At 61.8% G+C, this 14,670-nt stretch carries 10 protein-coding genes; 2 read left to right on the top strand and 8 right to left on the bottom strand.

The window, feature by feature from the left end; all coding sequences use genetic code 11:
* Positions 1-125 precede the first annotated feature (125 nt).
* The 3 genes from AC13QO_RS02490 to AC13QO_RS02480 are packed head-to-tail and all read right to left on the bottom strand — an operon-like array spanning position 126 to position 3,313.
* Positions 126-950 (bottom strand): transglutaminase family protein, encoded by an 825-nt coding sequence (locus AC13QO_RS02490; RefSeq protein WP_488539827.1) that lies wholly within the window; start codon positions 948-950, stop codon positions 126-128.
* A gap of 12 nt (positions 951-962) precedes the next feature.
* Entirely contained in the window at positions 963-1,904 is a 942-nt protein-coding gene (locus AC13QO_RS02485) for an alpha-E domain-containing protein (protein WP_085779010.1), read from the bottom strand.
* A complete protein-coding gene (locus AC13QO_RS02480; RefSeq protein WP_041678724.1) occupies positions 1,904-3,313 on the bottom strand; it encodes a circularly permuted type 2 ATP-grasp protein in 1,410 nt (469 codons plus the stop codon). The genes AC13QO_RS02485 and AC13QO_RS02480 overlap by 1 nt, the downstream gene beginning before the upstream one ends.
* 518 nt (positions 3,314-3,831) lie before the next feature.
* Here AC13QO_RS02480 and AC13QO_RS02475 point away from each other — a divergent pair.
* On the top strand, positions 3,832-4,731 hold the full coding sequence (locus tag AC13QO_RS02475; protein ID WP_488539826.1) for a DMT family transporter: 900 nt from the start codon (positions 3,832-3,834) through the stop codon (positions 4,729-4,731).
* 133 nt (positions 4,732-4,864) lie between these two features.
* Here AC13QO_RS02475 and AC13QO_RS02470 read toward each other — a convergent pair whose 3' ends face one another.
* From AC13QO_RS02470 to AC13QO_RS02450, 5 genes are all read right to left on the bottom strand, one after another.
* Positions 4,865-6,073, bottom strand: coding sequence for an MFS transporter (locus AC13QO_RS02470; protein WP_183699406.1), 1,209 nt, complete (start codon positions 6,071-6,073; stop codon positions 4,865-4,867).
* A 58-nt stretch (positions 6,074-6,131) separates the two neighbouring features.
* The gene (locus tag AC13QO_RS02465) at positions 6,132-7,121 is read right to left on the bottom strand and encodes an AraC family transcriptional regulator (RefSeq protein WP_285195647.1); all 990 of its coding nucleotides are present in this window, start codon (positions 7,119-7,121) and stop codon (positions 6,132-6,134) included.
* Between the two features lie 311 nt (positions 7,122-7,432).
* Positions 7,433-9,166 (bottom strand): DEAD/DEAH box helicase, encoded by a 1,734-nt coding sequence (locus AC13QO_RS02460; protein WP_488539890.1) that lies wholly within the window; start codon positions 9,164-9,166, stop codon positions 7,433-7,435.
* A gap of 247 nt (positions 9,167-9,413) precedes the next feature.
* A complete protein-coding gene (locus AC13QO_RS02455; protein ID WP_285195648.1) occupies positions 9,414-10,529 on the bottom strand; it encodes a DNA alkylation repair protein in 1,116 nt (371 codons plus the stop codon).
* Positions 10,530-10,597: 68 nt separating this feature from the next.
* Positions 10,598-10,906, bottom strand: a complete 309-nt coding sequence (locus tag AC13QO_RS02450) for a hypothetical protein (protein WP_285195649.1) — start codon at positions 10,904-10,906, stop codon at positions 10,598-10,600.
* 328 nt (positions 10,907-11,234) lie between these two features.
* Between AC13QO_RS02450 and AC13QO_RS02445 the strand changes: the two genes are divergently transcribed.
* A complete protein-coding gene (locus tag AC13QO_RS02445; RefSeq protein WP_488539825.1) occupies positions 11,235-14,654 on the top strand; it encodes a response regulator in 3,420 nt (1,139 codons plus the stop codon).
* Positions 14,655-14,670 lie beyond the last annotated feature (16 nt).

The raw sequence follows: 14,670 nt of genomic DNA, 5'->3' as shown, positions 1-14,670 counted from the left end.
GCAGGTATTCCCGGTCGGGCGGACAGATCTTCAGCCACTCCATCACCGCCGCCCCGCGGAGCCGGCGGGCTGCCGGCTTCGACGGCTCCAGTCCGCCGGCGCCGCGCATCCTGGGGCGGCGTCGCTCAGCTCTGGCTCTGGCTTTGCATCTGGCCGCTGTCCTCTACCTTCACGGTGACTGACAGTGTTTCCCCCGGCGTGCCGATGCGCATGCCTGAGATCGGGGCGGCGTCGCGGTAGCAGAGGCCCGAGGCGATGCGGACATATCGTTCATCCGGGCAGATCTCGTTGGCCGGATCGAAGCCGACCCAGCCGAGGCCGGGAATATGGGCTTCGGCCCAGGCATGGGTCGCCGCCTGTTCGACCTTTTCTTCCATCATCAGATAGCCGGAGACATACCGCGCCGGCACCTGCAGGGCGCGGGCGGCGGCAACGAAGATATGCGCATGATCCTGACAGACACCGCTCTTCTTCTCCAGCGCCTGTTCGGCCGTCGTCGCAGCGTCGCTGGTTCCTGGCCTGTAGATGACGGTCTCGTGAATGGCTGCCATCAGCGCATGCATGCGGGCGAGTTCGTTATCGCCGTTGACGGTTCTGATCAGTTCCTTCACCAGCTTGCCGCTCCTGGTGAGCGGCGTTTCGCGCAGGAAGAGCCAGAGTGGACAGAAACCGGTATGCGGCCCGGTGACGCCGTTCTGATCCATGGTTTCGACCTCGCCTTCGGCGAGAATGCGCGTCACCTGCTGCTCGCCTTCCAGCGAGACCAGGTTGACGTGGTTGCCGAACTGGTCGTCATATTCGACTTCGGGCGTCGCACCCTCGACCTTCAGCGACCAGCCGAGCACAGTCTGGCCATTGTTTGTCGGCGGTGTCAGTCTCAGCCGTTGCAGGGAGAATTTCGCCGGATCGTCGTAGCGGTATTCGGTGAGGTGGCTGATCTTCAGTCTCATATTCTGATCCGCTTAAACGTAGAACCGGTAGCCGTCGGAAATTTCCATGCCGAGCTGGTTGTTGCGCGCGACGAAATCCTCGAGGAACTCATGCAGGCCTTGATCCATGATGTCGCGGATCGCCCGCGTCTGCAGGGTGGTGCGGATCGCGTCCGCCGTATCGTGGGCGGGAAGCCGTTCCTCGTAATCCTGGGCGAGATAACCGAGATTGCTGACGATCTTCTCGTAGCAATAGGCCAGGGAGCGGGGCATCTGCACATTCAGGGTGAGGAAGTCGGCGATGTTCATTGCCCGGTACTCGCCGTCATAGGCCCAGCTATAGGCGCGGTGCGCGGAGACCGAGCGCAGGATCGATTCCCACTGCACGTTGTCGAGTGATGAGCCGACGGCGGAAACCGAGGGCAGCAGCACGTAATATTTGACGTCGAGGATGCGGCTCGTATTGTCCGCCCGCTCGATGAAAGTGCCGATGCGGGCAAAGTTATAGAGTTCGTTGCGTAGCGTCGAGCCGTGGAAGGCGCCGCGGATGAGGCCAGCGCGGCGCTTGATGACGTCGATCACCTCCGGCATGTCGGCGGCTTTCACGCGCTTTTCGAGCAAAGATTTCAGATCGATCCAGCATTCGTTGGTTGCTTCCCAGGTCTCCCGCGTCAGCGCGGTGCGCACCATGCGGGCATTGTTGCGGCCGGAGTCGATGCAGGACATGACGCTTGACGGGTTTGAGCGATCGCGCAGGAGATAATCGATCGCATCGGCATTGGTCAGCTTGGCGTGGCCCTCGTCATAGGCCTCGCGCACGCCGGCACTTTGCAGCACGCCATCCCAGTTGTCGTCGCCGGCGCTGCTGCGGGTCAACGACATGCGCAGCCCGGCGTCGATCAGGCGGGCGATATTTTCGGCGCGCTCGATGTAACGGAACATCCAGTAGAGGCCGTTTGCAGTTCTTCCGAGCATCAGTCCTCCAGTACCCAGGTGTCTTTGGTGCCGCCGCCCTGACTGGAGTTGACCACCAGCGAGCCCTGCTTCAACGCCACGCGGGTGAGACCGCCCGGAATGATCTGGACCTTGTCGGAAACGAGTACATAGGGACGAAGGTCGACATGGCGCGGCGCGATCCCTTTGTTGACGAGGATCGGCACGGTGGAGAGCGACAGGGTCGGCTGGGCGATGTAATTGTTCGGTTTGGCCTTCAGCTTTTCGGCGAAATCTGCGCGTTCCTTCTTCGATGCCGTCGGTCCCACAAGCATACCGTAGCCGCCGGAGCCGTGCACTTCCTTGACGACGAGCTCCTCCAAGTGCTCCAGCACGTATTTCAGGCTTGATGCTTCCGAGCAGCGCCAGGTCGGGACGTTTTCCAGAAGCGCCTTGCGGCCGGTATAGAATTCGACGATCTCCGGCATGTAGGAATAGATGGCCTTGTCGTCCGATATGCCGGTGCCCGGCGCATTGGCGATGGTGATGTTGCCAGAGCGGTAGACATCCATGATGCCGGGAATGCCAAGGGCGGAATCGGCCCGGAATGTCAGCGGGTCGAGGAAATCGTCGTCGACGCGGCGATAGAGCACGTCGATCGCCTCGTAGCCACGGGTCGTGCGCATCTTCACCTTGCCGTCAATGACGCGCAGGTCCGAGCCCTCGACCAGTTCGACGCCCATCATGTCGGCCAGGAACGAATGTTCGTAGTACGCAGAATTGTAGATGCCGGGGGTCAGCACAGCGACGCGCGGCTTGCCGGTACAGCCGGGAGGCGCAAGCGACGCAAGGCTCTGGCGCAAGAGATAGGGGTAATCCTCGACGCGCTGCACCTTGTTCTCATGGAAGAGCTCCGGGAACATCTGCATCATGGTTTCCCGGTTTTCCAGCATGTAGCTGACACCGGAAGGCGTGCGGGCATTGTCCTCCAGCACGTAAAACTGGTCTTCGCCTGTTCGTACGATGTCGGTGCCGACGATATGGGTGTAGACGCCGCCAGGCGGCCGGAAGCCGATCATCTCGGAAAGGAAGGCGACGTTGTTTTCGATCAGTTCACGCGGGATGCGACCGGCACGGATGATCTCCTGCTTGTGATAGATATCATCCAGAAAGGCGTTGAGCGCGATCACCCGCTGCTCAATGCCCTGGGCCAGCTTGCGCCATTCGCGGGCGGAGATGATGCGGGGGATAATATCGAAGGGGATGAGCTTTTCGGAACTGTCGGCATGGCCGTAAACGGCGAAGGTGATACCGGTCTTCCGGAAGATGTTTTCCGCGTCGCGGGACTTGGCAATCAGATGCGACCGGTCTTGGCTGTTGTACCACTCGAAATATTTTTCATAAGGCGGGCGGGGGCTTTCGTCCCCGGTAATCATTTCATCAAATGCCAAAGGTGCGGCTCCCCTTTTTTGTTCATTTGAATACAACGCAAATTGCAATGCAAGAACCATGCGCAGTTCGGGGAAAAGATTTTGCGCTGCGAGAAAACGGTAAAAATCCGGGCATTCGGAGTGAGGTGGCGCGGCGGAGAGGGTGGTCAGTCTGCCGGGGCTGCGCAAAATGCAGGCAGGTGATGGTTTTTCGGTCAAGCGGTTTAAAGGGTGCATGCGCTTCCTCCCTCATTCCTGTGCCTGTCACAGGAATCCAGCCACCGCGCGTCTGCGCGGTGAATGACTCTGTGACGATGATGAGAGTCTCCCGCGCCCTAGGACTTGGGCGCACTGGATTCCTGTGACGAGCACAGGAATGAGGGAGATTGGGAAAGTGCCGGTCATTCTTCGCCGTGGTGGCATGGCCCCGCCTGCCGCCCGCAACATCAGCGAAATTTCACGTAAGCATCAACGCTTCGCCTTTGACTGCGGTGCCCGGGTGCCGTTATCAGCACGGCGAATCTTTCTTGCGAGCCCCCATGTCCCTTGATCGCCTTGCCCCCGCTCTCTTCGTTCTGCTCTGGTCCACGGGATGGGTGGTGGCGAAATATGCGGCGCTGCATTCCGAGCCCTTCACCTTTCTTTCGATACGCTACGCGCTGTCGGCCCTGGCATTCCTGGTGCTCTGCCTGTTGATGCGGGCGCAATGGCCGACAAGCCGGGCGACGTGGCTGCGCGCCATCTATTCCGGCGTCTTCCTGCATGGTTTCTATCTCGCCGGCCTCTGGTGGGCGATTGCCAATGGCGTGCCGGCCGGCATATCGGGGATCATCGCGGCGCTGCAGCCGCTGCTGACCGCAATGGCGGCGCCCTTTCTCGTCGGCGAGCGGTTGCAACAGACACAGAAGCTCGGCCTCGGGCTCGGTTTCATCGGTATCGCCATCGCGATTTCGCCGAAGCTCTTCGATCCGGCGACGGCCGATCTCAGCCATGCGGCGCTGCCGTTGGCGATCAACCTCATCGCCATGGGCTCCGTCACTTACGGCACGCTTTACCAAAAGAAACACTTGCAGTCGGGTGATCTCAGAAGCATCGCGACGCTGCAGTATGTCGGTGCGCTAATCCTCACCCTGCCGTTGTCGCTGATCTTCGAAAACCAGCATTTCGATGGCACCGCGCAGGCCTGTGGCGCGCTTCTCTGGTCGGTCTTCGGCCTCTCGATGGGCGGTGTCGGGCTGCTGCTTTACCTCATCCGCCGCGGACAGGTCTCGCGCGCCGCCTCGCTCATCTACCTGATGCCGCCGGCGGTGGCGTTGGAGGCCTTCGTTGCCTTCGGGGAACCGCTGACGCTGCCGTTGATCATCGGCACCGCGATCGTAGTGATGGGCGTATATATGACAAACCGTAGGGTCGTTCAGCAAGCGCAGGCGAGCGTATAGGCTGATGGCTCGGCCAAGGTCGAACAATCGGATGGCTTGAACCTCAACTGAGCGAGGTCGCCGGCGATTGCCGACGACCTCATGTCTAGAGCGCCCTAGAGCGCTACTCGGCCCATCGAGCAGCAAGCGACGATCAGCTGCGGGGCTGCAGCAGCGCCAAGGCAACCGTCGACGCCGCCAGGAGAGCGGTGAGCGTCAATGGTCCCGCAGCGCCGTAGTGGTCGACGATATAGCCGCCAAAAATCGCGCCGCTACTGATGGCCACCTGAAAGGAGACGACCATCAGGCTGCCCGCCGCTTCCAGAGCGTCGGCGGCCGCGCGGGAAAGATTGGTCGGCAGCACTACCGGCGCCATGCCGAAGGCAAAGCCCCAAAGCGCGACGAGCGCAAACGCGACGGCGGTATGAGCGCCCCAAAGCAACAGAGCGAGTGCGGCAAAAGCCATCAACACCGCCGTGACTGCGAGCGCTATGCGGATGCTCGCGTCGGCCATCCGGCCACCGGCAAGATTGCCGATCACCGAGGCGATGCCAAACCCGAGTAGTGCCAGGGCGATCGATCTGGTTTCAAGGAGCGTCACTTGTTCGAGGAAGGGACGCACATAAACCGATCCGGCAAAATGTCCGGTCATCAGCAAAAGGATAGCAAGCATTCCCAGTTGAACACCGCGCCGTCGTGTCAGCCGGAAAACATCAGCGAGACTGTTGCTTGTGCTTGCCGGGAGCGTCGGCAAGCTGAGCACCTGCAGCAGCATGGCAAGCGCGGCAAGCCCGGCTGTCATCGCCATGGCGCTGCGCCATCCCAGCCAATCGCTGATCAAAGCACCCATTGATGGCGCAGCTATCGTGGCGAGCGAAACGCCGAGGGTGACGATAGCCATGCCCCGACCTGTCGCGTTGGCGCCGACCAGCCTCGCCACGACCGCCACGGAAAGCGCCCAAAAGCCGCTCAACGCGATGCCCAGCCCAGCCCGGCCCAACAACAACAGCCAAAAATCGGTCGCTAAAGATGCGAGTATATTGGAGCCGACCGCCAACGCACTGAGACCGACCAGCACCACCTTGCGGTTCAGTCTGCCGATAAGAACATTGCTCAAAAGGGCCGTCACAGCGCCGACGGAAGCGGTGGCGGTGACGACCTGTCCGGCCGTTCCCTCGGAAATGCCGAGATCGCGCGCCATTGGCGTCAACAGTCCCGCCGGCAGGAACTCAGCAGATACCAGTGCAAAGCTGGTGGCCGCCATCGAAACAACGGCAAACCAAGTCGCCGCGCTCCACGCGGATGGTTCAGCCGTCTCCAGACCAATTGCAGCCTCGTCGAATTGTGATGTTGTGTCCGTCATAGATGGATCTCCTGTGTTCGGAGATTTCATAGACGAAGTTTTCAGGATGATATGTGTCTTAAAATCCGAAATCCATGTCCGTTCGTCCGGAATTTGTGCGACGCACAATCCCCGGTGAAAGGTTGGTGACGCGCTTGAAGGCACGCGCGAAAGACGCCTCGGACTCATAGCCCAATCGTGAGGCTACCTCGGCGACCGACATACCGTTCTGCGCCAACAAATCGCGGGCAAGCTGCATACGCAGACGGGCGAGATAATGTGCCGCGCCTTCTCCCAAGATAGCGCTGAAGCGCTCGGCGAAGATCGAGCGCGACTGGCCTGCCACACCAGCGAGGCTTTCAAGGGTCCAGTTATGGCCGGGATCTCGGTGCATGGCCGCCAGCACACGACCGATCTGGGGATCGCGGATGGCAGCGAGCCAGCCGGTGGTCGAGGCTCCGCTGCAATTGACCCAGCAACGGATAAGCCGCGCAGCGAGCAAGTCCGCCATACGCGACAAGACCGTCGCACTTCCCATCTGGGGTTGTGTCGCCTCCGCCGACATAGCGGCCAGCAGGGGGCCCACGATCGGGTCGTTGCCGGCCACATCGCAGCCCTTGATGATTGGGGGCATCAAGGCGATTAAGGGATTAAGCGCATGGGCGCCCAAAGCCATGGAGCCGCAGAAAAGGGTGCTGGTGGCGCCCGTTCCTTCCCGCACGACGTCGCAGACGTTGCTGCCCAATTTTGTAATCTGGCAACTTTTAAGCGAGTCGCCCTCAACATCAGGCGCGCTCGCCAACCGGTGTGCGTTACCTTGCGGCAGCAGCACCAGATCGCCATCGTTCAACGCCTGCCATCCGTGGGTTTCGGTATGGATCCAGCATGGACCCTGGCTGACGAAGTGAAAACGAAGCAGCTGTTGTTGCGGAAAGGCGATGCTCCATGGATGCCTGAGCTCGCAGCGTCCATAATTGACTCCACTCAAGCGAAAGTCTTGCAGGACTTCGCTCAGGGCATCCATTGGGATAGTTGGCGGCGACAATGGCCGGGACGAATGGTCAAGCATGGAGCTAATTTAGGTCTCAAACGTCCGGGACGCAAGCGGTCCGGCTTCGCGGCGCGGTTCTTTGCGGCGTCACGCTGCCCGTCGACGCGGGTTCACAGCGCATTGATACCGCAAGGCTCCCGCCGGCGCTGCGAAGGGCTTCGATCTCGTCAACTGGGTGAGTTCAGAAACCGGGAAACGTGACCGAGTACTGCCGTCGCAGTGTTGTCGTCACTACAATGAGAAAAAGGCCGGACATCCCACTGGATGCTCCGGCCTCCCAATATTCAAGGCCGAAGGTCCGGCCTTTTCTCCTTTGAATCAATCGGCGCTCAGGCGCGTTCGCGGCGCTGGCCGCCGCCATTGCGAGAGCCCGAGCCGCCGCGGCGGTTGCCGCCATTGCCGTCGCGGCGCTGTTCGCCGCCCTGAGCCTGATGCGGTCCACGGTCTTCGCCGTGCTTGCGGGCCGGGCGGCCGTGAGCGTGGCGGCCGTTGCCGCGGTGATGGCCGCTCGGTTCGCCATTGGCATGATGGCCATTGGGGCCGTTATGCGCAGGGCGCTGCGGCTTTGCCGGGCGGAAATCGAAGGTCGAGGCCAGATCGTTGTCGGGGCCGAAATCCGGGGCTGCTTCGCCGCGGCGCTGACCGCGGAAGTCCTCGTTACGGCCTGAGCGTTCGGGACGAGGACGGCGCTCGCGGCGCTCCTCGCCGCCGGCGCGGATTTCGCCGCCTTCGCCTTCGCGGCGCGGGCGGCGTTCCTGGCGGCTGCCGCGATGCTCCGAGCGGTTGGCATCGCCGCGGCCTTCGCCGCGACCCTGGGTGCCGCCCCGATTGCGGTTGTTGCCATTGCCGTTGCCTCGGCGCGGGCCGCCGGCGCTGATATGTGCCGGCGGTTCACCGCTGGCAACTGATATGTCGATGCCCATCAGGCGCTCGATATCTCGCAGCAGCTTTGCTTCGTCAGGGGCGCAGAAAGCGATGGCAATGCCGTCGCGGCCTGCGCGCGCCGTGCGGCCGATGCGATGGACATAGGCATCCGGCACTTCGGGCAGGTCGTAGTTGTAGACGTGGCTGACGGCCGGGATGTCGATGCCGCGGGCGGCGACGTCTGTCGCGATCAGCGTCTTGATGCTGCCCTCGCGGAAGGCCTTCAGCGCCCGCTCGCGCTGACCCTGGCTCTTGTTGCCGTGGATCGAGGCGACGGAATAACCGATATTGTCGAGGTGCTTCATCAGCTTCTCCGCACCATGCTTGGTGCGCAGGAAGACGATGGCGCGGCCGTCCGGATTTTCGGTCAGCGATTTGCGTAGCAGTTCCGTCTTGTCGTTCTTGCCGCCGACGAAATGGACATACTGCTCGACCTTGTCGGCAGCCTTGCCGGGAGGCGTGACTTCGACCTTGACGGGATCGACGAGATAGTCGCCGGCGAGATCGGCGATCGCCTTCGGCATGGTGGCCGAAAACAGCATGGTCTGACGCTTCTTCGGCACCAGTTTGGCGATCTTGCGCAGGTCGTGCACGAAGCCGAGGTCGAGCATCTGGTCGGCCTCGTCGAGCACGAGATAGCGCACCGTCGTCAGCGTGATGGCGCGGCGGTTGACGAGATCGAGCAGGCGGCCTGGGGTCGCGACCAGGATGTCGGTTCCCTTTTCGAGCTGCAGCTGCTGCTTGTTGATCGACACACCGCCGACGACGACGTTGATGCGCAGCGGCGACTTGCGGATGAACTTCTTCAGGTTCTCGGCGATCTGGTTCACCAGCTCGCGGGTCGGCGCCAGGATCAACGTCCGCGTCGTGCGGTTGTCGGGGCGGCGCTCGTCAGCGAGCAGCTTTTCGATGAGCGGCAGGCCGAAGGCGGCGGTTTTGCCGGTGCCGGTCTGGGCAAGGCCGATCAGATCGCGGCCTGAAATGAGGAGGGGAATGGCCTGTTCCTGGATCGGCGTCGGCGTTTCGATGCCGAGCTGGAACAAGGTGGCGACGATCGGCTTGGAGACACCAAGCGATTCAAAATTAGTCAAGGCATAACCTTTCGGGGCGCCACAACGACTAGCGCCGGAACGCACCATGCGATCCGGTTTCATTCTGGCGTCAAGAACCCCGCGTGAAGTGGGAACTTGCAAGTTGGAAAAAGCTTTCCAGCGCTTCTGGCCGCTCTTGAGAGTGCGGCGCTCTGTCGAAATGCGCTTTTGTCCCTTCTTCCTGCGTTTCGTATTTTCCAGCAGGGGCACGCTCACGCGGCGGCCGGAAGGGTGAAAGCTGAGCCGCATTTGGGCTAGTTTGCGTGGAAAGTCAAGTGCAGCGCACAAAAAGGCATTAGCCCGGGTCAGGCGACGGCATTCTGAGGACGAAACTTTCCGATGCGCTTTCGGCGCCATTGACGAGCACGGCGATGCGATGCTCGCCGGGATAATAGCGCCGCGTCGTGATCGGCCGCATGGCATGGCGGCGCTCGATTGCGTGGCTCTGCCCCGGCGCGAGCGTGACCGTCTTGCATTTGAAGACTTTGGGCGAGAGCGAGCCGTCGGCCTTCATGTGGTGAATGGCGTAGTCGATCATTAGTGAGTGCGCGGTTTCGCCTGAATTGGTCAGGCGGATTTCAAAATCCAGCCCTTCGCCGAACACCACTTCGCCGTTCTGAAGGCGCAGCTCGCATGTCAGCGCGGTTGCCGCGTCGAAACCGAAATTGGCAAGCGCCTGCGCATGGCCTTTCTTAAGCATCGTGCGAGAGGCGTGTTTCAGCAGCCGGCGGCGCTCGGCGGACGCGCCGTCGATATGGCCGGCGATAAAGGCGGCGACCAGATCTGGATGATCCTTGGCGATGTCGTTCAAGCTGTTGGCGACGGAGCGGCGCACATAATCCTCCGGATCATCCATCAGCGCGGTCAGGATCGGCAGGATCGGTGCGGGGTCTTTCACAAGTTGCGGCAGGCGCATGGCCCAAGGCAGGCGCGGCCGCGTTCCCTCGCTCGCCAGCCGGCGCACATGCCGGTTGGGATCGCCGACCCAGGTGGAAATGATGGCGAGCGCACGTTGCTGGTCGCGATGGATGAATTGCCGGATGCCGAATTCGCCGGTGAAATGCGGCGTCAGCGCCTTGAGGAGGTCGAGGCCGAGATCGAAATGATCGGTGCCGCGGGCGGCGATGAACTGATTGACCGGCAGCAGCATCCAGCCGGAGAGTCCCGGCGTGTCGGCGGCCGGCAGGCTTGCCTTGAGGATAGAGGCTGCTTCAGGAAAATCTCCGGGAAGCGTGGCAAGCAGCGCGTCACGGATCAATGCGGAGCGCTCCATCAGTTCCAGGGCTGCGAGGCCATCGGTCGCCAGAGTTGCGAAACGTTCCCGGTCGAAGGCGGGCGCACGGGCCGCAATGTGATCGGCCATATCACCGACGAGCTCTACATGCAGCAGTTTCTTGAGCGGTTCCGGCATGCTGATCCTCCTGCGGGGGGATTGGACCAGCGCCGCCGGGAGGTCAAGCGGCGCCGGATGCGGTCTTGCTATTCCGGGCAGACTTTCACGCGGTAGGGCTCGCCCCAGCGGTCGTAACGCCATTCGAGGTGGCAATAGTGCGGCCGGTAATAGGTCCGATAGACGGGGTAGGGACGGTAGACAGGGTAAGCCGGATAGACGGGATAGGCGGGGCGGGCGGCCTCCGACAGCAGGGCGCCGCCGACGACGCCGGCGGCAAGGCCGCCCCAGAAGGCATCGCGCGGATGGGCATCGGCAGTGGTGGCAGTGGCGAGCGAGGCGCCGGCAAAGGTCAGCGCGATCAGGCCCGTCGCCATGGTCTTATGAAGAACGGACATGGTATCTTCCTTATCTAGACTGGCTTCTGTTAAAGCCATGCCCAGACTCCGCCCGGATCGCGGCGGAGCGATGGCCGCACAAGGGCTCTCCAGATTAAATTTCGTCCATGATTTCAATAGCTAGCCAAGAGTAAAGGCGGATCGCGGCCGACAGGATTTGCTGCCGATAACGGCGTGCTCTGGATTTCACGCAGGAACGGGGCCTCTTCAGCCTGGTACGCCGATTGTAAAATTCCGCCCTCGAAATTTATGGTTAAAACCTTGTTAAAAGCCTTGGCGTTATAGTCTTTGTCGTTGATATTCCATTCATTGCGGGAGCGACAATTTCTTGAAATCAGCCGGGGACATTCTGGAATTGGCTTGCCGCCGGATCGCCGATCTGGACACCCCCGCCTATGTCAAGAATAGCGAGCTGCGCTATGTCGCCGTCAACGAGGCCTATGCCAATTTCCTGGGCCGCGAGATTTCCGATTTCATCGGCAGGCGCAGCCGCGAACTCTTTGACCGCCCCGAGGAAGAGGATCGTGAGGATAGGGAACGCCGCGCGCTGGTGTTCGGCACCGAGGAAAACGCCATCTGCTTCGATGCCGCAGGCCAGGGCCACGAGCGCGTCCAGATCGAAAGCTTCTCGCCGTCGCCGGACCGGATCTATGTGCTCGGCATCTTCGAAGCCCGCGAGCGCCGCGCCGTTGCCCTTGGGGGGATTGCGGGCAAGCCCGGGATTGCCGGCAGCTCTAAGACTGTAAACGATTTCGGAAGTGCCGCCGATCTCGCCCAAGTGCGCGAGGCACTGGAGAACCTCGATCACCCGATCGGCATCTTTGCAGCCGACGGACGCCCGCTGGTCGTCAACGCAGCCTATCGCAACGGCGCGACGCCTGTGGCCGCCGGGGAATCGGCCTGGGGAGAGAGTGTCAATGAACTCGACGTACTCCGCACCGTCCTGGAGGATCTGCCTGTGGCGGTCTTCGTCCGCGACGACAAGCATCGCCTGGTCTATGCCAACAAATATTATGAAACCTTCAGCGGCCGCGCCCGCTCCGAATATCTGGGAATGACCGAACACGAAATGTTCGGGCCAGAAGGTGCTGAGGCGATCTACCAGGAAAACCTGCTGGCGCTCAGGGACGGCATTTCGGTGGAGCTCGAAAGCGAGATGCCGAGCAATAGCGGCCATGTCTATCCCGTCATTTCGCGCGTCAATCGCGTGGTGACGGCGGATGGGCGAACCTATGTCGTCGGCTCCTTTTCCGACATCTCGCCGCTCAAGGAACGCGAGAAGGCGCTGATTGAATCGCGCAAACAGCAAGAAATACTACATCGGGACATCGAGAGCATTCTGCGATCGCTGCCAATCGGCGTGCTGATCCTCGATAACGACCACCGGATTCTCTACGTCAACGACGAATTCTACAGCATCTGGGAACTGCCGCTCGACGATCGCTTCGATGGCCGCCCGTTCATCGACGTCATCCGCCGTAATGACGAGCTCGGCCGCTATGACGGGACGAAGACGCCGGAAGAGATCTACGCCTTCCGCAAACATCTGTTCGAAGCCGAGGAGCCCGAGCCGATCGAGCTTGGCTGGGCGGGCGGCAAATCCGTGATCTTCGACAGCCGCCGCATCTCCAACGAGCGCATTCTGCTCACCTATGCCGATATTTCGGCGGTGCGCGAACGGGAAAAGGAAATCCACGAGACGCGCGCAGCCCTCGAGCGGCTCGGCGAAATGATGCGGGATGCGACGCATGCCATGTCGCAGGGCATTGCCATCGTCCAGGACGGCATCATCAAAATGTCCAATGAGGCGATGGCCGAGATCCTGCAGATCCCGCCGCACTATATCGAGGCCGGCCAGGGCTGGCTCGGCATGTTCGAATTCTGCGCGGCACGCGGCGATTTCCACGATGCGGTGGATGAGATCCTGCAGGAGTGGCGGGCGAATATCGCAGCCAGGCAGCCAATTTCCACCGTCTTCCATGTCGGCGGCGAGCGCTGGGTGAATATGGATGCGACCGTCAGCCGGGGACAGCATTGGGTGGCGCTGTTCACCGACGTCACCGAGCTCAAGCGCCGCGAGGAGGAACTGCGCCAGCTCCTGTCGCGCGCCGAAGCCGCCGACCGCGCCAAATCCGAATTCCTTGCCAATATGAGCCACGAGATCCGCACGCCGATGAACGGTGTGCTCGGCATGGCAGAACTGCTGGCCAAGACCAATCTCGACACGCGCCAGAAAACCTTCATCGACATTATCGTCAAGTCGGGAAATGCGCTGCTGACTATTATCAACGACATCCTCGACTTTTCGAAGATCGATGCCGGACAGATGAAACTGCGCAAAGCCGCCTTCGATATCACCGAAGCGGTGGAGGACGTGGCGACACTCCTCTCCTCGCATGCCGCCGAGAAGAACATTGAACTGCTGGTGCGGGCTGCACCCGATCTGCCGGCCGCGGTGATCGGAGACGCCGGGCGTTTCCGCCAGATCGTCACCAATCTCGTCGGCAACGCCGTCAAGTTCACCGAGCGCGGCCATGTCTTCGTCGATGTCGGCTTCGAGACGATCGCCGGCGGGGAGATCATGGCGATCATCCGCATCGAGGATACCGGTATTGGCATTCCCCGAGAAAAGCTCGAATCGGTCTTCGACAAGTTTTCGCAGGTCGACACCTCGTCGACGCGCCGGCATGAGGGAACGGGGCTCGGCCTCGCGATCACCGCCGGCCTCGTCGATCTCTTCGGCGGCTATATCAATGTCGAGAGCGAATGGGGCAAGGGCTCGGTCTTCACCCTGAACCTGCCTTTTGCGGTGGCGGCCGCCCACCTTGAACCGAAGCCGCTGCCGATCAATGTGCAGGGCGCGCGCATCCTCGTCGTCGACGACAATGAAGTGAACCGGCGCATCCTGACTGAGCAGCTCTCGCTCTGGGGCTTCGACGGAGTGGCTGCCGAAGGTGGCGGCACCGGTCTGGCGATCCTCGAGGCAGCGGCCGATCTCGGTGTCACCGTCGACGCCGTCGTGCTCGACTATCACATGCCCGACATGAACGGCGCCGACGTCGCGCGCCGGCTGCGCGCCGATCCCCGCTTCGTCGAGCTGCCGATCATCTTCCTGACGTCGATGGATATTTCGGGCACGGAAAAGGAATTCGCCGCGCTGAACGGCCATGCGCATCTGATGAAGCCGGCACGCGCGAACGTGCTGCGCAATACTGTCGTCGAGGTCGTCCGCGCCCGCCGCGTCAAACAGGCCTCTGAAGCCGATATCGCCCGGCTGCGGGCGGAAGCGGTCGGACCGGCGCCTGCACTTGCAACTGCGCCCGAGCCGCAAGAGCGGGCGGCCGAGTTCGTCGACGTGCTGGTTGCCGAAGACAACGAGGTCAACCAGATCGTCTTCACCCAGATCCTGCAGTCGACGCGGCTTTCCTTCCTGGTCGTCGACAACGGGCAGGAGGCTGTCGCCGCCTGGGAAAGCCACACGCCGCGCATCATCATGATGGACGTCTCGATGCCCGTCATGAACGGCCATGAAGCGACCCGGACGATCCGCGAAAGGGAAAAGGGGCAGGGCCACCGCGTGCCGATTATCGGCGTTACCGCCCATGCCCTTGAAAGCGACCGCGAAGCCTGCCTCGACGCCGGCATGGACGATTACATGTCGAAGCCGATCAGCCCGGAACTTCTGGAGGAGAAGATCCGGCAATGGCTCGGCAAGGATGAGCTGCAGCCGGAGCGCACGAGTTACTGATCTCCATCGAGTAGCA

This window comes from Rhizobium sp. CNPSo 3670, from assembly GCF_057784555.1.
The sequence above is the reverse complement of the archived record's forward strand: the minus strand, read 5'-3'. Positions and strand labels throughout refer to the sequence as shown.